Below are 19,380 nucleotides of genomic sequence, written 5' to 3'. Positions count from 1 at the left end.
CGTTGGAAGGTAACGAGAAATTGAATTCTTCTGGCCAATGGACCACTGCACAATCGGCTGAATTATACAGCGTCGAGCGGTGGGGCAATGACTACTTTGGTTATAATCAAGACGGCTTTGTCACTGCCAAAACATTGAACACCGAAGTGCCATTGATGGACATCGTTCAGGGGATTGCTGAGCGCGATTTATCAATGCCGGTGCTGTTACGGATCGAAAACATTCTCGATGCTCAGCTGTTTCGTCTCAATGAGGCGTTTGCTCGTGCCATCAACGTTTGTGGCTACCAAAACAAGTACCGTGGCGTTTATCCGATCAAAGTTAATCAGCAAGCGCAGGTGGTTGAAGAAATCGCTGCATTTGGTGCTCGCTACCAACATGGTTTTGAAGTCGGTAGTAAGGCAGAGATGATTGCGGTACTGGCGACCTTGGAAGAACCCGGCAGTTTAATCGTTTGTAACGGATACAAAGATCCAGAGTTTGTCGAGCTTGGTTTGCATGCCAACAAGGTCGGCTTTAACTGTTTCTTTGTCCTTGAAACGCCCTCTGAGTTACCAATTATTATCGAGCGCAGCAAAGCTCTCGGTATTCGCCCTCGCATTGGTGTGCGGGTCAAGATGACGACTAAGGTCAGTGGTCATTGGAACACCACCAGCGGCGATCGCGGCGTGTTTGGCTTAAGTACAACCCAGCTTATTGATGTGGTTGATGAACTGAAGCAGAACGACATGCTCGATTGTTTGGAGTTGCTGCATTGTCACTTGGGCTCGCAGATTCCGAATATCCGTGAAATTCGCTCCGGTGTGGTCGAAGCATGTCGCTTTTATGCCGACCTGATCAAAGAAGGCGCGGCGCTTTCCTACATTGATCTCGGTGGTGGCTTAGCAGTCGATTACACCGGCGCGCGTTCGACAGACGGTCAGAGCCGCAATTACAGCCTAGAAGAGTATTGCGAAGATATTGTCGATAGTATTAAAACGACGATGGATCAGTATGGCATCGCTCATCCAACTATTGTGACTGAATCAGGCCGGGCAACAGTGGCTTATTCGTCAATGCTGCTGTTCAACATTCTTGATGTGAATACCTTTGAGCCGACCAACCTGCCAGAGCAGACTGAAAATGAGCATCAGCAGTTGCGTCACATGCGCGATATCTTGACCTACTTGCGACCGCAACGAGTGCAAGAGTGCTTTAATGACGCTCATTTCCACCGTCAGGAAATCAGAGAGCTGTTCAAACGTGGCCAGATTGATCTGCGCACGCGTTCAATTGCTGAAAACCTGTTTCTCGACATTCTCCATAAGATCGCCGACATTCTTGACCAGATGCCGCGAATTCCATCGGACATGGAAGGCTTGCGTGAATCTCTTGCAGATATCTATTACGGCAACTTCAGCCTATTTCAATCGCTGCCAGATATCTGGGCAATCGAGCAATTATTCCCCGTGATGCCGATTCATCGCTTGGATGAGGAGCCAACCCGTCAGGCGGTATTGGCGGATATTACCTGCGATTGCGATGGCAAGATTGACCGCTTTATCGATCCCTGGACCGGCGCTAAAAACACCTTGCCGCTGCATGAATTAAAGCGTGGCGAAGATTATTACCTTGGGGTTTTCTTGGTCGGCGCCTATCAAGAAACCTTGGGCGACTTACACAATTTGTTTGGCGATACTCATGTTGTGAGTGTTCGCCTCAATAGCGATGGTAGCTATGATTTCGTCAAAGAAATTCAAGGCGATACCATCGCTGATGTCCTGAGTTATGTGGAATACCAGCCAAAAGAAATGCTGGAGCGTTACCGTAAAACTGCGGAGCGCGCCGTCAGGGAAGGGCGGATCACGGTCCGTGAGCGGCAACAAATGATGAAAGCCTTCAACGCCAGTATGCAAGGCTACACATACTACGAAGAAGAACACTATTAAGGATACCGACATGTCCAAAGTATTAATTATTGGTGCCGGCGGCGTTGGCCAAGTTGTCACCCACAAATGTGCGCAAGTGCCAGAAGTTTTCAGCGAAATCGTGCTGGCTAGCCGCACTGAATCGAAATGTAAAACCATCGCTGAGCAAGTTAAAGCCAATTACGGCCGTGACATCGAAACCGCTCAAGTTGATGCTGACAATGTACCTGAGCTGGTGGCACTGATTAACAAGTTGAAGCCATTCATGGTGATCAATGTTGCTTTGCCCTATCAGGATCTGACCATTATGGATGCCTGTTTAGAAACCGGCACTCACTACATGGACACCGCCAACTACGAGCCACTCGATACCGCTAAGTTCGAATACAAGTGGCAGTGGGCCTATCAAGAGAAGTTCGAAAAAGCAGGATTGATGGCGCTATTGGGCTCTGGCTTTGATCCAGGCGCCACCAACATGTTTACTGCTTACGCGGCGAAACACTACTTCGATGAGATTCATACGCTGGATATCATTGACGTCAACGGTGGCGATCACGGCTATCCATTCGCCACTAACTTCAATCCAGAAATCAATATTCGCGAAGTAACAGCTGAGTGTCGCCATTGGCAAGACGGAGCGTTTGTTGAAACGCCTGCCATGTCGCTTAAGCAGGAGTTCACTTGCCCCGATGGCGTTGGCACCTACAACATCTATCGGATGTATCACGAAGAGCTGGAATCGCTGACCAAGCACTACCCAACACTGAACAAAGCGCAATTCTGGATGAGCTTTGGCGATAGTTACCTCAAGCACTTGGAAGTGCTGGGCAACGTCGGCATGACCGGTATTGAACCAGTGAACTTCAATGGTACTGAAATCGTGCCAATTCAGTTCCTAAAACAGCTGCTCCCTGACCCATCAACCCTTGGCCCGCGCACCAAAGGCAAGACCTGCATTGGTTGTGTGGTCAAAGGCATTAAAGACGGTAAAGAACGCACGGTCTACGTTTACAACATCAAAGATCACCAAGACTGTTACGGTGAAGTGCAGTCGCAAGCAATCTCATACACCACAGGTGTACCGGCGATGATCGGCGCCAAAATGATGATTGAAGGCAAGTGGCTGAAAGCAGGGGTGTGGAACATGGAGCAGTTAGATCCAGACCCATTCATGGCCGACATGAACCAGTACGGTTTGCCATGGCAAGTGATTGAAGAACCAGGTTTCGATTTGGTCTAACGAAAACACCAAGATCTGCCAAGGGAGCTGAGGGATCAGCCGTTGTCAGAGTATAGAGCCGAAGTAGACACTGATTCAGCAAGACGCCGTCAAATCATCCGTGATGGCTCTGCTGCTGCATCCCTGCAGCAGAAGCTTGTTGAATCAGTGTCTACTCCGGCTCAGAATAATTCGTGCTTCGGTATCGTTCACTATGGCGCACCGCTGAATGACAGCATACTCCCGTTGCTAATCAATGATGTTGTTTGTCTGGCTATGGCCATTTGCAAAAACTTAAGGTAATTCAAGATGACCAATGTGGTCGCCACAACTTTCAGCTCCTTCGATCCCAATCGCGTCCCATCGCCCTGCTTTGTGGTCGATGAAGTTGCCGTTGAGCATAACCTGAAGATTCTTGCTCGGGTGCAAAAAGAGTCCGGTGCCAAAGTGCTGTTGGCACTCAAGGCGTTTTCCATGTTCGCGCTGGCACCACTGGTTAAACAATATCTGTCCGGTACCTGTGCAAGCGGCTTGCATGAAGCAAAGCTTGGATATGAAGAATTTGGTGGTCAACAGGGAAGCCACGAAGTACACACCTTCAGCGCTGCATTTACCGCCAAAGACTTGCCAGAAATTCTGCAAATCTCCAATCATGTGGTGTTTAACTCCTTTGCTCAGTGGCAACGCTTTCAGCGACAAATTCAGGCAGCGTTGGTTGACAATCCCAAGTTAGATTTCGGCCTTCGAATCAATCCAATGCACTCAGAGGGCACCACGCCGATTTATGATCCTTGCGCACCCGGCTCTCGTTTGGGTATCCCGCTCGCGGAGTTTTCCGGTCAAGATTTATCTGGCATCAGCGGTCTGCATTTTCACACACTTTGCGAACAAGGCTTTGACCCCTTGGATCGAACCTTGGCTGCGGTTGAGCGTCAATTCGGCCACTTGCTTGGTCAAATGAAGTGGGTCAACTTTGGCGGTGGTCACCACATTTCTCACCCTGATTATGACGTCGATGGTTTAATTGCGCGGATTAAAGCCTTCTCTGCCAAATACGATGTGCAGGTTTATCTTGAGCCGGGTGAGGCCATTGCCATTCGCTCCGGTGTGCTGGTGTCAGAAGTACTGGACCTCACTCACAATCAAATGGATTTGGCGATTCTTGATACCTCGGCGACTTGCCATATGCCCGATACCCTAGAAATGCCATACCGCGCCGAGATCTGGCAAGCAGGCGAACCGGGAGAGAAGGCCCACGATTATCGACTCGGCGGTCAAACCTGCTTAGCCGGTGATGTCATGGGTGATTATAGTTTTGATAAGCCACTGCAAGTGGGGCAGCGTTTGATGTTTGATGACATGAGTCATTACACCATGGTCAAAACATCGACCTTTAATGGTATTGGCTTACCGGCCATTGCCCTGTGGAACTCCCAAACTGATGAGCTAAGAGTGGCGCGAGAGTTTGACTATGATGATTTCAAACATCGGCTGTCATAATTCGGTTCGATTTTGACACCATAATTACCCCAAAGAAAACGAAACCGCCGGTTGGCAAAAAGCACATCATTGAACGGCTAGTAGGACAACGTAATGGAACAATTTGATCAACTCGCAGCACCCGGCTATCCGGTGTTTTTAGGCTCAGAGTTTGAGCATCCAAGTGCCGAGCAGGCGCGCTTTCACATTTTGCCCGTGCCCTACGAAGAATCTGTTTCCTATGGCGGCGGCACCGCCTTGGGGCCGGCAGCTATTCTCGAAGCCAGTTGGCAGCTTGAAACTTGGGACGGCAAATCAACGCCAAGTGAACACGGCATCCATACTCTCCCGCCGGTATCGATGGAAGGCAACGCCGAGCAGGTGGTCAACAATATTGCTAAAGCTACTCAAACCATCGTTGAAGCCGGTAAATTCCCGATTGCTTTAGGCGGTGAACATACCGTGACCTATGGCGTGATCAAAGGTTTGTTGGCGGCAGGCGAGAGCGATTTTGGTGTCGTTCAAATTGACGCTCATGCTGATCTGCGCGAAGCCTATGAGGGCAACCCCTATAGTCACGCATCCGTGATGAAGCGCGTGGTGGACGAGGGCATCCCACTATTTCAATTGGGGATTCGCGCGTTTTGCCATGAAGAACGCGAGATCCGCAGCGACTGTCGAGTGCATTATTTAGATGCTGATGAATTGGTGCCAAACAATATTCAAAGTTTCGAGTTGCCAGCCGACTTCCCGCCAAAGGTATTCTTCACCTTAGACATTGATGGCATGGACCCATCGGTGTTCCCATCCACTGGCACGCCTGTACCGGGTGGTTTGAGTTGGTATCAAACTCTGAACTTGTTTGAATCGGTCGCTCGTCAGCGTCAAATCATCGGTTTTGATGTCATGGAGTTTGCACCGATCAAAGGGTTTCACGCCTACGAATTTAGCGCCGCACTGCTGACCTATAAAATGATGGGCATCGTTGAGCGCAATAGCGTCGAGTAAGTTTAACTATTTGAACTGCAAGTCATGTTGGCCCTGCTCACGCCTTACTGCAATGCGTTGGTTTTTGCCCGCGATAATACGGATTTGATTCAGCGTTTCTTGCGCTAAAATGCGTCGTTCAGCGGGACACCAAGTGCGATGATAAACGGTCTTGATTGCCCGGTTGGTATCTGGTGATCGGGCAGCCAATTGCTCAGCGAGCGCCATGGCTGCGGCAACGGGTTGGTCAGTCACTTCAGTTACTAGGCCTAACTTGCGAGCTTGTCTCGCTCTTAGTGGCGCCGCTGTCATTGCTAACAGCATGGCTTGGTCGGCTCCTAAACACTCGCGGAGGGCAAGGGTGCCGCCCATGTCTGGAATCAGTCCCCAACGCGACTCCATGATTGCTAAAGAGCAGTCTGTTGATGCGATACGGTAATCACCGCCTAAAGCGATTTGCATCCCGCCGCCCCAGCATTTGCCATGCAGAGCCATAATCACTGGTACCTTTAAGCGGCGCCAGCCGACGCTCACTCGCTGTGCAAGATTGGCGTTGCCCGGCAGCCATTTCCACAACAACTTCAATGCGCTACTGGAGTTCGATAATACCGACTTCACGTCTAAACCCGAGCAAAAGCTTGGCCCATTGCCGGATACGACAACAACTCGAACAGATTTGTCTTTGGCAATGGTTTTGATGGCTTGGTCGATGGCAATAAACATCGTCATATCCAAAGCGTTGTGTTTTTCGGGACGGTTGAGGGTGACATGGGCGATGCCGTTGTCAATGGCAATAGTGACAGCTTGATGTTGTTGTTCGACAGAGTTGCTCACGACTAGGTCCTTGACGTTATTACGCACGCATAGTTGATATTTTGTCGCTCGAACCTAGCAGGTTAGACCAGTCGATTCTGAGACAAAGAGCTGATTTGTTAAACCATAAGTAAAAAATTGAGATGTCATTTGAGGAAGCGAGTAGAGGCTAAGTTTTGTTAACGTCATTCGGGTGCTAGTTAGGCAAAATAATCACAGCAAAATAAGAATAGAATGAGGATAAAATAGTACACTAAATGTTTCGTTTGATTCCTGCATTTGAATTGAATTAATTAATAATGTTATTTAATTCAATAGTTTGCTCTTGTTGTTTTGTCATTGTGATCTCGCCTTAATTTCTTGGTTTGTCATGAAGGTAAATTATTTTTCAATCTAACACTAAGCGAAGGATTGATTCATGGTAACCAAACGCGAAGTGATCAAAATGGTACTGGATGGTGAAAAGCCGCCCTATGTTCCTTGGTCTTTTAAATTCACCGAAGAGCCCAAGAAAATGCTGCAGCAGCATTTTGCTGAAGCTGATTTAGACCTGCCATTGGCAAATCACATTCTCAATTTAGGCAGCGACATCGGTTTTTTTGAAGAAGTTGAGCCAGACATGCACAAAGATGTGTTTGGCGTCATCTGGGACCGCAGCGTTGATAAAGACATCGGCGATCCAATTAAGCCGCCGCTCATTCAGCAACCATCGATGGATGGTGTTGAATTTCCTGACCCTTTAGATCCTCGATTCTTCGCCAATATCGAATCAGAAATTGCCAAGAAGCCCGACCGTTTTCGAGTCTTTCAGATTGGTTTTAGCCTGTATGAACGCGCTTGGAGTATGCGCGGTATTGAGAATCTATTAATGGATTTCATGATGTATCCGGACTTCGTTCATGCCTTGTTTGACCGTATCGCGGAATACAACATGGCCCAAATGCGCAAAGCCATGGAGTACGACATTGACGCTGTTTACTTTGGCGATGATTGGGGGCAACAGAAAGGGCTGATTTTTGGTTATGACACTTGGAAAGAATTTGTCTATCCACAGCTGAAGAAAATGTACGGCTTGGCGCGTGAGCATGGCAAGTACGTGATGATTCATTCCTGCGGTGATGTCGATGAATTATTCCCTGACCTGATCGAGTGCGGCCTCAATTGTTTTAACCCTTTCCAGCCTGAAGTGATGGATTTGGATGAGATCTTACCTGCATATCGCGGTCGGCTGGCATTCCATGGAGGCCTGTCGATGCAAAAAGTACTGCCATTCGGCACCGTCGAGGAAGTAGAGCAAGAATCGAAACGCTTGCTCGAGCTGGGCAAAGACGGCGGCTACATATTTTCGCCGTCGCATTCGGTAGAGAGTGATACTAGCTTAGAGAACATTCTCAAATTCATCGAAATGGCGCAAAACCAAACTGACTACCAGAGGCTGAACCAACAATGAACGAGTTATTAGCACAACTGGCCCACTGCATTGAATTCGGCAAGGTCAACAAAGATGCACCGTACCCACCAGATATGAAAGGCCAAGATGGCGCAGATGAGTTGACCCAGCAACTTCTAGAAGCTGGCCACAGTGCCAGTGATATTTTGTCCCAAGCCTTGATCATCGGGATGGAAAAAATCGGCGTTAAATTCCGCGATGGCCAAGTGTTTGTGCCACAAGTATTGATGTCGGCTAAAGCGATGGAAGCGGCGATGAATCATCTGAAACCGCTATTTGCTGAAGAAGGTAGCGTTCGCAAAGGCACATTTATTATTGGCACTGTCGAAGGTGACTTACACGATATTGGCAAAAACCTTGTGGCGATGATGGTTGAGGGCAATGGCTATGAAGTGATTGATATGGGGGTAGATGTCAGCGCTGATGCGTTCATTGCTGAGATGCAAAAACATCCCGGCGCTGCGGTTGGTTTGTCTGCTTTGTTGACGACCACGATGGAAAACATGAAGAACATAGTTGCCAAGATTAAGCAGGTTGAGCCTGATCGGCAGATATGTATTGGCGGTGCGCCGGTGAATCAGGAATTTTGTGACCAGATCGGTGCTGATAGCTATAACCCAGATCCACAGGGCGTCGTGGAGTACCTCAACCGCCTTGCATCCTAACGGAGTGCTGGTGCGATGGGGCGCGGTCAACGACCGCTAGCACCATCAATTAATCGACTTGAAAATCTAGGATAACCAGATGAAAGGTTTAGCACTCATTCAACAGGCTATGCAGTTGCAACCTGTTGACCGAATTCCTTGGGTACCCTTTGTTGGTGCTCACGCCGGCACCCTATTGGGAATGACGGCCACTGAGTTTTTAACGTCGGCTGACCATATTGTCGACGGGGTTAACAAAGCCATTGAACTCTATAACCCCGATGGCATTCCGGTCGCATTTGACTTGCAAATCGAGGCTGAAGCGCTCGGCTGTGATCTCGCTTGGGCTGATGACAATCCGCCAGCGGTGATTAGCCATCCGCTCAGTCAAGGTGTGGCATTAGAGGACATGAAAGTACCTTGCCCATGCAAAGGTCGTATCCCTGTGGTTATGGAAGCGACTCGGCGACTGCGAGATCAACATCCAGAGCTGGCGCTTTACGGCTTGATCACTGGGCCATTTACCTTAGCTCTTCACCTATTGGGTACCGATATCTTCATGAAAATGATGATGGAACCTGATGAGGTACACAAGATTATGCGTTTCGCCACCGACGTCGCCAATATGATGACTGATGCCTATATCGAAGCCGGTGCTGATGTTATCGCCGTGGTGGATCCGATGACCAGCCAGATTGATCCGATGTCGTTTGAAACTTTTGTGTCACCTTATGGTAAAGAGATTTTTGACAATGTCCGAGAGCAGGGCGCTTTGAGTTCGTTTTTCGTCTGTGGCAATGCAAAGCAGAATATTGAAGTCATGTGCCAAACCAAGCCAGATAACATCTCTATTGATGAAAATATTCCACTCGATTTTGTACGGGATATAGCCTTGGCCAATGGTGTCAGTTTTGGTGGCAATATTAAACTGACGCTATCGCTACTGATGGGCAACGAACAAGACTGTTGTTTTGATGCATTGTCATGCATGGACACGGGCGGCAAGCAAGGTTTTATTCTGGCGCCAGGATGCGATCTTGCGATGGCAACGCCAACAGAGAATCTGGTTGCTGTCAGCAAGTTGGTGCACGATGAAATACAACAAAGTGAGCTGCGTGCTGCAACCGCACCAACACTTGATGTTGAGGCGCTGGATCTAAGCGAGCATTGGCAGTCGGACAAGGTTGTTGTTGATGTCATCACGTTGGATTCGTCTTCTTGTGCGCCTTGCCAATACATGGTCAATGCCGTTGCTCGTGCCGCTGAAACACTCGGTGAACGTGTGATTTACAAAGAGCACCGGGTAAAAGAAGCGGAAGGGATCCAAATGATGGTGACATTGGGCGTGCGCAATATCCCAACCATTGTCATGGATGGCAATATTGAGTTTGTCTCGCAAATTCCGCCGGTCAGTGAAATTACCGCCAAAATTGAGACGTACTTGGCGGAGAAGTAAATGACCTGTAAATTCATTTTGGTGACGGGCTTTCTCGGCAGCGGAAAAACCAGCTTGGTAAAACACATGCTCCGTGATTGGGGGGAATCAGCTCGAGTTGCTGTGATCCAAAATGAATTTGCTTCTTCTGGCGTTGATGGCAAAGAGTTAAAGCTGGCAAATGGCAGCTTTGAGCTCGTTGAAATCAATAACGGTTCGGTGTTTTGTGTTTGTTTGCTGGGCCACTTTATTCATACCCTTGAGCGTTTGCTAGACCAGCATCAGCCCGATTACATCGTGTTGGAAGCGTCTGGCCTGGCCGATCCCATTAACATCATTGAGCTGCTTCAAGCGCACGAGTTAACTGGCCGTTTAGTACTCGATCAAATCATTACCCTAGTTGACGCACCAAACATCGAACGCAGTTTGGCGATGTTGGCTCGTACCCGTCACCAAATCATGATTGCCGATGTGGTGCTGCTCAATAAACAAGATTGCTACCCAGGCGACTTGACGCAGCTGGGTTGTTTACTGCGCTCGATGAACCCTTATGCCGCCATATACCCCACTGAACACGGACAAATTTCGCTATCGCAACTGGCCCAGACAAGCCATGCCGCAGCTGGTCAGTACCTCGGCCAACAATCGGCTGATCGCCCGCAGCAGCTTACTGCTTGTGTGGTGCGCGTGCATCAGCGTTTTACCGAGCAAAACCTCAATGCGCTATTGGCAGAGCTGCAACATGATAGCATTCGCATCAAAGGTTTTGTGCAAACGCCAGAGGACGTCACATTGAGTTTTCATTCGGTCTTTGAAAATCGTCAAATTGATGAGGTCAGTGATTACAACGGTGCCGCAGAGCTGATCGCATTTGGTGAGAATTTAACGAGTAAAAAAGTGCGTCAAATTGTTCGGAAATATGCCTCATGACTGTGATTCAGTATCAATTTTCATTAGCCGATTTTGACCTAGACATCGCCGAAATCGCCAGCTTGATGGGCTATCCTCGCGGCCATATGCCAGCCGAGATCCTTGATTTAATCGAACAGGAACAGCGTGTTTTTCCTGCCGGCCAACAGGTTTCTGGGGGCTATCGATTGATACCTTGCCAGTTGGCTGAAGATGACCACACCATTCGCCTAGAACAGGCTGTATTTGCGCCGGGTAGACGTAATTTTAAACGCTACAAGCATGCTGAAGCGATTGCGGTCTTTGCTTGCTCCGCTGGGAGCTATATTGCAGAGCGGTCAAAACAACTGATGGCTGAAGGCCAATTGCTTGAAGGTTATGTGGTTGATGTCATGGGATCTTGCCTTGTTGAGCAGGCGATGAATGACATTCAACAACGCTTGAAAGATGAGCTGGCCGAGCAAGGCTTGCAGATCACTAACCGTTATAGTCCGGGCTATTGCTCGTGGAACATTGCGGAGCAACGGGCGCTTTTCGATCTGCTACCCGATAAGTTCTGCGGCATAGAATTAAGCGAAAGTTGTTTGATGATGCCGATTAAATCGATCAGTGGTTTGATTGGCGTTGGCCCCAGAGTGCGCTTTCGCGAGCACAGCTGTGAGCAATGCAATTCAACGACTTGCATCTATCGACAGACTAAATCCCATACTTAGTTCTAATAGATCGAGACAACAGCGCTACATGGCTGTCAATTATTTTTAATATCTCTGTCACGCCGCTGCCATTGAACTGTCATTAATTTCCCTTGAGATGGACCGCTGATAATACTCCCTACAATCTCAATCAAGGAAGTGACATGAAAGGCTTTAAGCAACTGGCAATAGCTGGTTTGGTAACTGCAGCATTGGCGGGCTGTAATGACAACGACGACAAGGCAATTAACGTCACCTTGTTGCATATGAACGACCATCATTCTCACATCGCGGCTGATGATTTTGATTACGATGTTTCTGCGCTGAACCTCTCGGCGACTAATGAAGCAGGCCAACCAATTGAAGAAGTCGAAGTCACATACGGTGGCTTTGCGATGATGAAAACCCTGTTCGATGAGATGACCGCATCGAGTGTTAACCCAATTAAAATTCACGCCGGTGATGCCATCACAGGTACGCTTTATTACAGCTTGTTCGAAGGCGAAGCAGACGCTGCCGTCATGAACGACATTTGTTTTGATGTATTCGCGTTGGGTAATCACGAGTTTGATGATGGTGATGCTGGTCTTGCCAAGTTCCTTGATTTTCTCAGTAGTGATAGCTGCGATACGCCAGTGCTGGCGGCCAATGTGGTACCAGCCTCTTCTTCCGCTATTGCCGAAGGGTATATTCAGCCTTACACGGTGATGCGCTTTGAAGGCGAGAAAGTTGGTTTAATCGGTATTGATATTGCTGATAAAACTAAGAATTCATCACAGCCTGATGACGGCACTGAATTCCTCAATGAAATGGCCACGGCGCAACAGTACATTGATGAACTGCGTGACGATGGCGTCAACAAGATTATTTTGGTGACTCATTACCAGTATCAGAATGACTTAGCGCTGGCGCAGGGGTTGTCGGGTGTTGATGTCATTGTTGGTGGTGATTCTCATACCTTGCTCGGTTCAAGCGAGTTGGCCGAGGCTGGTTTTAATGTCATCGATAGCTACCCAGCGTTGACCACTAATGCCGATGGTGAAGCGGTTTGTGTCGTTCAAGCGTGGGAGTACGCCCACCTGATGGGTAAGCTTGAGGTCAGTTTCGATAAGAAGGGCGTTGTGCAGTCGTGTGAAGGCACGCCAGTGATGCCAGTGACTGCTGAATTTGTTTATGAATATAGTGATAGCGAAGATCGAGTACTCGCAGATGCTGATGCACAATTAGTTGTTGATGCCTTAGAAATCATTCCTGAAATTATGGCTGTTGAGCCCAATGCCAATACCGAAGCATTGCTTGCAAGCTTTGATGAGCAGGTCGAGGTGCTGGAGCAAACTGTAATTGGTCAGGTGGCTGATGATTTGTGTTTGGAGCGCTATCCGGGCCAAGGCCGTTCAACCATTTGTGATGCGTCGGCGACTTATGCCATGGGTAGTGATGTTTCGAATATCGTCGCCAAAGCATTCTTGATGGTCACGCCTACTGCTGACATTGGTATTCAAAATGGTGGTGGCGTTCGAGTTGATGTCGCAGCAGGCGAATACACCATTGCTGATGCCTACACCTTGCTGCCATTTTCCAACACCTTGATCACCATGGACATGACCGGGCAAGAGATTGTCACCGTGCTTGAAGATGCGCTATCAAACACCATTGATGACGCCGGCTCTAGTGGCTCTTACCCGTACGCTTCAGGTTTGCGCTACGACGTTGATGCCAGCGCTTCAGAAGGTAGCCGTATCAGCAATGTTGAAGTCAATTCGCGTGTAGCCGGTGATTGGGCAGCAATTGATTTGGCGGCCACTTACACTGTGGTCACCAATGACTTTATTGCTTCAGGTCGTGATGGCTATGACACCTTTGGTGTGGTCTATAACGCGGGTCGCTTTGTTGATACTTATACTGAGTATGCGCAGGGCTTTATCAGCTACATGGACATGCTGAGCGACGCCAATGAATCACTGTCGAAGTTGCCAATGGAAGAGTACTCAACTCAGAGCTACATTGGCCGCGATGGCTGCGATCATAGGGCTCAGAGTGATTGTGAAGGTTACTAATTGTTGAAAAATCAGCGGTGGTTGGCGCAGCGAGTTAGTAGCCAGTCACCACTGATGGGGCTTCCGCCGCATTTGTGCGGCGGCAATCAGGAATGACGTACAATCGATACCAGAAATGGTTTACAAATTATGGTCGCCATGTAAAAGGAGGCGTCTACCTAAAAAATTTTAAAATATAGCCCTTGTAAGAGTCTGGCAAATAGTTCGAACTGTCGACTTTGTAAATGGATGAATCGAAACCAAGCAATTCTAATTTTTTTATCAATTTCGCCTTTCTGCCCCTTCCAGGGTCAACTAATATTACTTCGCATTTTTCGAGTGCATGTGATGCTACGAACGAAGCAAGTAATTCAATGTGGTCATCTTCATAAAGCAAGTCACTCCCTATTATCAAATCAAATAGGCCCAAATCATCTTGTGAAGATGCCCAGTCAACTCTTTCAAATGGAATTTCACGGTCATTATTTAATTTAGTATTTCGTTTAAGGAAATTATGAGCTTCAGGGTGATAGTCAGTAGCCGTAATATCATGACCGAGTTTGTTCAGTAGCAAGCTAGATAGAGCAAGTCCACACCCGACCTCCAAAATCCTTTTATTTTTGACATCATACTTAGATAGGAAGTGAGCGAGTGCAATTCCTGAAGGCCACTGTACGCCAAAAATAGGCCAAGATGCGGAACAAATACCAAGATTTTCAGCTATACCGTTAGGATCTGAAAATTCTTGTTTGTTTCTCAGTCCACAGAGATGTATATCTATTCTTCCAAACTCTATAGTTTGGTAGCACAGGCGAAGAGCTGTCATTAATTGACCTTTGGTTATTAGCGTAAAGCCAGCTACCACTAAGGTTAGATAAATGACAAAACGAAATGATTTTTTGAACGTGTCGATACAAATTAACCACACCTTCAAAATAAATTAAATATCAGTGATATTAAGGAATAAGCCAGTTTATAAATGAGTTTTTTTGAGAGTAAGAGTCCAGTTCTATTTTATGCTTTCCATCGCTATTAGTATAAGTAACTATTTTTTTGTTTACTGCGACATTTGATATTGGGGGGTTGCGTAATAATACCCCATGTTTTTTAGTAATATAAGTATTGGTCATTTTGGTTTTATCGATTGGATTGTGTTCCTAAAACTTTAGTAATGGGCTTTCTCTTTACGAATAAAAGCCAAGCGCTAACTGCTCCTGGCCAAATCAAAAAGTCGGTTTTTATAGAACGCTCACATTCACTGCTTGAGGACCTTTTTGGCCTTGTTCAACAAAGAACTCTACCTGTTGCCCTTCAGTCAAAGTTCTGTATCCATCCGTTGCTATTGAACGGAAATGGACGAAAACATCTTTCCCACCATTTGCTTGAGAAATAAAACCAAAACCTTTGCCTTCATCAAACCACTTTACTGTGCCTGTTGTTTTAGACATGAAACACTCCGAAAATAATATGTATAAAAATGCTGCGTGAGCAACGTATGTTGCTAAAAAGGAACTATCTTGAGCGATTAGCTTGTTTACGATTATTCAGGAGAGAAACGGTCCGTGTCTAACGAAGAACTAATGCGTGAAAGCGAATGTCGTTGCTGAGTAGAACTAATTTAACGAAGGGGACCATAACACAGGTGCGGCCAATTGCCTAAGTATTATTCAATATAAATTTATTTAGTTTAAAAACGTAAGATAACTTCAATAAAATGAGTCAGCACTGTTTTAGTCTTTGTCGAGTTAGAGGGTAGAGCTATAGATCCAATCGGTGAGTAAGAAAGATCAGCAGCTTTTCTAACAAGGGGGGCACTGCGTCTCGCAAAATAATGCTTCGGGCCTTGCTAGTGGAACGCTCATCACCAAAAACAAAAAAGGCGCCAATCGGCGCCTTTTCAAATCGATATCAAACTCAAACTAAGCTTGGTTCAGAATCGTTAGCATGCGGCGTAGCGGCTCTGCAGCGCCCCACAACAGTTGGTCACCAACGGTGAACGCTGATACGTACTCTGGTCCCATGGTCAGTTTGCGAATACGGCCAACCGGAATGCTCAAGGTGCCAGTGACTTTTGCTGGCGTCAGCTCTTGCATGGTGATTTCTTTATCGTTCGGAATCACTTTCACCCAATCATTGTGGGCGGCCAGAATTGACTCAATTTCTTCCACTGAAATGTCTTTTTTCAGTTTCATGGTCAATGCTTGGCTGTGACAGCGCATGGCGCCAACGCGAACACACAAACCATCAATCGGCGTAGGAGTGGCTTCAGTACCCAAAATCTTGTTGGCTTCGACCTGTGCTTTCCATTCTTCCCGGCTTTGACCGCTATCGAGCTTGGTATCAATCCATGGCAGCAAGCTACCGCCAAGAGGAGCGCCAAACTGCTCAGTTGGGAATTCGTCGCTACGAATGGTTTGCGCAACTTGTTGATCAATTTCCAGAATCGCCGAGGCAGGATCGTCCAGTAAATCAGCGACTGAATCACGAACAGTACCCATTTGGCTGATGAGTTCACGCATATTGCGGGCACCAGCACCAGATGCTGCTTGATAGGTGTGTGGCGTGATCCACTCGACCAAATCTTTTTCGAACAGGCCACCAACGGCCATCAGCAACAAAGATACCGTACAGTTGCCACCAACAAATGTTTTCACACCATTGGCTAGGCCTTGATCGATGACATTGCGGTTCACTGGATCTAAAACGATGATGGCATCGTCGTCCATACGCAGAGATGATGCCGCGTCAATCCAATAACCTTGCCAGCCCGCTTCGCGTAACTTTGAGTACACAGCCTTGGTGTAGTCGCCGCCCTGACAGGTGACAATGGCGTCCATGGTTTTTAAGGTATCAATGTCGAATGCATCTTTGAGCGGGGTGACCGGTTTACCGACATCTGGGCCTGGCTGGCCTGCTTGTGATGTGGTGAAAAATACCGGCTCTATAGCGGCAAAATCATTTTCTTCGCGCATGCGCTGCATCAGAACTGAACCGACCATGCCGCGCCAACCGACAAATCCTACCTGGTTCAACGCCATCGTAGTCTCCTGTTTCTCGAACGTCTCATCATAAAGGGAAGGTAGACTAACAAAAAAACAGCGCGAAGGCAGTCTTGTGAAATCAATTTTTATGCAATTTGTGTGAATTTTTATTCTTGTGGCAGTTTGAGTTGTTGATCTGAGCAGCATTCTGTTCGGCATTGCCAAGCAAGTTCTCAAGGATCACATACACTTAGCCTAACTGAGGATGCTTGGACAAAGCCCTGTGGGACAGCACTTTGCGCAGCAATCATTTACATCAAAGGACTATCAAGCGTTCTCGTTGATGCTTGAGTCTCAGTTAGTTGACTTACGCGCGTTGTTAGAGCAGCCAAACTGGGGGCAAGGACCATGTAGCGCCGGTGCCGAGTTGGAATTTTACCTGCTCGATGACAAGTTACAACCAAAATGCTGCAGTGAACAACTTTTAGCCGTCGCCAATGATGCAGAATTGACTGAAGAATTGAATCAATTCAATCTCGAATTCAACTTGCCGCCGGTGTTATTTACTGGCTCACCCTTTCAACGGATTGAACAGCAGGTTATCGATAAAACTGAGCAGTTGCGACAATTAGCCGCTTCCATTGACGCAACAATGGCCATTATCGGTATTTTGCCAACCTTAGAAGAGCATCACTTGGGCATGTGTGCGATGTCCGATCGGCCCCGCTATCACGCCTTGACCAAGAATATTTGTCAAGTTCGTGGTGGGCCATTTCAAATCAACATTAATGGTGCCGAACAATTAAAGATGTCGCGTAATGATCTGACTCTGGAAGGAGCTAATACCTCATTTCAGTTTCACTATCGCGTGGCGCCAGATCGTTTTAACGATGTTTACAACGCCATACAGTTGGTTACGCCCCTCGCATTGGCCGTGGCTGGGAACTCAGCTTATTTGTTGCAACGCCAACTGTGGCATGAAACCCGAATTGCGCTCTTTAAGCAATCGACCGATCCCAGAGCGCCGGGGCTTCATGATTGGCAACAGCCTTCGCGCGTGACGTTGGGGCAGGGATGGCTGCAAGGTGGCGCCTATCAACTGTTTGCCGAGTCGGTTCATCTTCACAAGCCGTTGCTGCCCTTGGTGACGACCGAAAGTGGGCAATTACTTGATTTGGACAATGCGCCACAACTAGCAGAACTCAGGTTGCACCATGGCACGATATGGAGTTGGAACCGAGCCATTTATGATCCGGTTGACGGCGGCCATTTACGGATAGAGCTGCGCTCACTGCCCGCAGGCCCCACTGCAAAAGATATGCTCGCTAACATTGCGTTGACCATTGGTTTGGCCGAAGGCCTAGTTGAGTCGATACAAGATCTGACCATGAAGCTGCCATTCAACTATGTGGTACATAATTTTTATCGCGCTGCCAAGCATGGTCTAGCAGCAAACTTTGTCTGGCCAGATCGTGCCGGTGAAGGTCTCGGTGAAGTGCCTGTCGATAATTTGCTTGAGCAGATGTTGCCTATTGCTCGGCGAGGGTTGTTACTCCGAGGTATTAACGAGTCAGAAGCCGATCACTACTTAGGCGTTATTGAACAGCGCATAGCGCTCAAACAGACCGGCGCAGTGTGGCAGATAAACTTGGCCCAGCAATTGGAACGTGATTGTGAGCGGCAGCAAGCGTTGCAATTGATGCTGCGACGCTACATTGAACTCAGTGCCAGTAACACACCGGTAGCAGAGTGGAGTACCTCGTTATGAACAACACTAAGCCGATGTGGGTATGGCATAACCCCAAGCCAGATGATATCGCGGCTTGTGTCGATAGCTTTTTACAGCAATTACAGCAACCGACCTTGATTGTGCAGCAAGGCCGCGACACCACCAGAAACAGGCTATTTGTGACCTTATTGCATGGCAATGAACCGTCAGGGTTAACAGCGATACAACGCTGGTTACAATCGGCTCAGCAGCCCGCGGTTAATTGCTACTTTTTCATTGGCGCAGTGGAAGCGGCTCGCCATGACCCGCATTTTAGTGTGCGCCATTTTGCAGAACTTAGAGACTTGAATCGTTGCTTTTACGGGCCATTTGATGATGTTCCAGGAAAAATCGCTGAGCAGCTGCTGACCTTGATGACCGAAATTGAGCCCGAAGCGGTACTTGATGTCCACAATACCTCCGGCTCGGGGCCGAGCTTTGCCGTGAGCTTTTCAGCTTGTCCGAAACACATTGCTCTGGCGTCTTTGTTCACTGAGCGCTTGCTACTGACCGAGACTCGGCTGGGGGCTTTAATGGAGCTGACCTCTGAGCATCGGCCAATTGTCACCATTGAATGCGGTGGCGCCATCGATCCGCAATCCGCTCGAGTAGCATGGGAGGGGTTGAAGCGCTTCGCTAGTGACAATCAAGTTCTCGAAGAGCCGCCGCACGATTGGAATATGGAAGTATTGAGCGATCCTATCCGGATTACCTTAACGGCAGATGCTCACATAGCTTATGCCGAACAGCCTTGTCACGAGGCTGATATCACTTTGCCGCCAGACGTCGAACATTTCAATTTTGGTCGTTTGCAGCCCGGGACTGTGATGGCTCATTTGAAGACCGCCGGTTTGAATTGCATCGTTGCCACAGACTCGGCAGGACGAAATAGAACCAATGAGCTGTTTGAAGTTCGAGAGCATCATCTAATGAACCGTATTGGACTGAAATTTTTCATGATCACATCCAATCCGGTGATCGCAAAAAGTGATTGCCTTTGCTATGCGGTGATTGACACCGACCCCTAGTTCAGCGCAGATTACGCCTAGGGTCGGCACTA

The 19,380-nt window shown here is 47.9% G+C and carries 16 protein-coding genes; 12 read left to right on the top strand and 4 right to left on the bottom strand.

The window, feature by feature from the left end; all coding sequences use genetic code 11:
* The first annotated feature begins 2 nt into the window (after positions 1–2).
* The 4 genes from speA to speB all read left to right on the top strand — a co-directional run bounded on the left by speA (position 3) and on the right by speB (position 5,613).
* Positions 3–1,928 (top strand): biosynthetic arginine decarboxylase, encoded by a 1,926-nt coding sequence (gene speA / locus CBE68_RS12100; protein ID WP_087506402.1) that lies wholly within the window; start codon positions 3–5, stop codon positions 1,926–1,928.
* A 10-nt stretch (positions 1,929–1,938) separates the two neighbouring features.
* Positions 1,939–3,147, top strand: a complete 1,209-nt coding sequence (locus CBE68_RS12095; protein ID WP_087506351.1) for a saccharopine dehydrogenase family protein — start codon at positions 1,939–1,941, stop codon at positions 3,145–3,147.
* Positions 3,148–3,435: 288 nt separating this feature from the next.
* Positions 3,436–4,626, top strand: coding sequence for a carboxynorspermidine decarboxylase (gene nspC, locus CBE68_RS12090; protein ID WP_087506350.1), 1,191 nt, complete (start codon positions 3,436–3,438; stop codon positions 4,624–4,626).
* Positions 4,627–4,719: 93 nt separating this feature from the next.
* Complete coding sequence (speB, locus tag CBE68_RS12085) at positions 4,720–5,613, top strand: agmatinase (RefSeq protein ID WP_087506349.1); 894 nt, start codon at positions 4,720–4,722, stop codon at positions 5,611–5,613.
* A gap of 6 nt (positions 5,614–5,619) precedes the next feature.
* On the opposite strand, the gene CBE68_RS12080 is transcribed toward speB, so the two are convergent.
* Entirely contained in the window at positions 5,620–6,426 is an 807-nt protein-coding gene (locus tag CBE68_RS12080; RefSeq protein WP_087506348.1) for a crotonase/enoyl-CoA hydratase family protein, read from the bottom strand.
* A gap of 397 nt (positions 6,427–6,823) precedes the next feature.
* Between CBE68_RS12080 and CBE68_RS12075 the strand changes: the two genes are divergently transcribed.
* The 6 genes from CBE68_RS12075 to nadN all read left to right on the top strand — a co-directional run bounded on the left by CBE68_RS12075 (position 6,824) and on the right by nadN (position 13,592).
* On the top strand, positions 6,824–7,855 hold the full coding sequence (locus CBE68_RS12075) for a uroporphyrinogen decarboxylase family protein (RefSeq protein WP_087506347.1): 1,032 nt from the start codon (positions 6,824–6,826) through the stop codon (positions 7,853–7,855).
* On the top strand, positions 7,852–8,520 hold the full coding sequence (locus CBE68_RS12070) for a cobalamin B12-binding domain-containing protein (RefSeq protein WP_087506346.1): 669 nt from the start codon (positions 7,852–7,854) through the stop codon (positions 8,518–8,520). Before CBE68_RS12075 ends, CBE68_RS12070 begins: the two co-directional genes overlap by 4 nt.
* A 79-nt stretch (positions 8,521–8,599) precedes the next feature.
* Complete coding sequence (locus tag CBE68_RS12065) at positions 8,600–9,955, top strand: uroporphyrinogen decarboxylase family protein (protein ID WP_087506345.1); 1,356 nt, start codon at positions 8,600–8,602, stop codon at positions 9,953–9,955.
* Positions 9,956–10,864: a CobW family GTP-binding protein gene (locus CBE68_RS12060; protein ID WP_087506344.1), complete on the top strand. Its 909-nt coding sequence runs from the start codon at positions 9,956–9,958 to the stop codon at positions 10,862–10,864. It begins immediately after the preceding gene.
* Complete coding sequence (locus tag CBE68_RS12055; RefSeq protein ID WP_087506343.1) at positions 10,861–11,556, top strand: vitamin B12 dependent-methionine synthase activation domain-containing protein; 696 nt, start codon at positions 10,861–10,863, stop codon at positions 11,554–11,556. The genes CBE68_RS12060 and CBE68_RS12055 overlap by 4 nt, the downstream gene beginning before the upstream one ends.
* A gap of 143 nt (positions 11,557–11,699) precedes the next feature.
* Complete coding sequence (nadN, locus tag CBE68_RS12050) at positions 11,700–13,592, top strand: NAD nucleotidase (protein ID WP_087506342.1); 1,893 nt, start codon at positions 11,700–11,702, stop codon at positions 13,590–13,592.
* Between the two features lie 154 nt (positions 13,593–13,746).
* Here nadN and CBE68_RS12045 read toward each other — a convergent pair whose 3' ends face one another.
* The 3 genes from CBE68_RS12045 to asd form a co-directional block, all read right to left on the bottom strand.
* Positions 13,747–14,397 carry a class I SAM-dependent methyltransferase gene (locus CBE68_RS12045; protein WP_087506401.1) on the bottom strand — a complete coding sequence of 217 codons (651 nt, stop codon included), beginning with the start codon at positions 14,395–14,397 and terminating at the stop codon, positions 13,747–13,749.
* 412 nt (positions 14,398–14,809) lie between these two features.
* The gene (gene cspE, locus CBE68_RS12040; protein WP_087506341.1) at positions 14,810–15,019 is read right to left on the bottom strand and encodes a transcription antiterminator/RNA stability regulator CspE; all 210 of its coding nucleotides are present in this window, start codon (positions 15,017–15,019) and stop codon (positions 14,810–14,812) included.
* A gap of 471 nt (positions 15,020–15,490) precedes the next feature.
* Complete coding sequence (gene asd, locus CBE68_RS12035) at positions 15,491–16,609, bottom strand: aspartate-semialdehyde dehydrogenase (protein ID WP_229744785.1); 1,119 nt, start codon at positions 16,607–16,609, stop codon at positions 15,491–15,493.
* A 226-nt stretch (positions 16,610–16,835) separates the two neighbouring features.
* On the opposite strand from asd, the gene CBE68_RS12030 reads away from it, so the two are divergent.
* Both CBE68_RS12030 and CBE68_RS12025 read left to right on the top strand, forming a co-directional pair.
* Entirely contained in the window at positions 16,836–18,320 is a 1,485-nt protein-coding gene (locus CBE68_RS12030; protein WP_143824552.1) for a glutamate--cysteine ligase, read from the top strand.
* Positions 18,317–19,348 carry a M14 family metallopeptidase gene (locus CBE68_RS12025; RefSeq protein WP_143824551.1) on the top strand — a complete coding sequence of 344 codons (1,032 nt, stop codon included), beginning with the start codon at positions 18,317–18,319 and terminating at the stop codon, positions 19,346–19,348. Before CBE68_RS12030 ends, CBE68_RS12025 begins: the two co-directional genes overlap by 4 nt.
* Positions 19,349–19,380: the final 32 nt, after the last annotated feature.

Source organism: Neiella marina, from assembly GCF_002165625.1.
GTDB lineage: Bacteria > Pseudomonadota > Gammaproteobacteria > Enterobacterales > Neiellaceae > Neiella > Neiella marina.
Note: the sequence above shows the minus strand (reverse complement) of the source record. Positions and strands in the feature narration are given on the sequence as shown.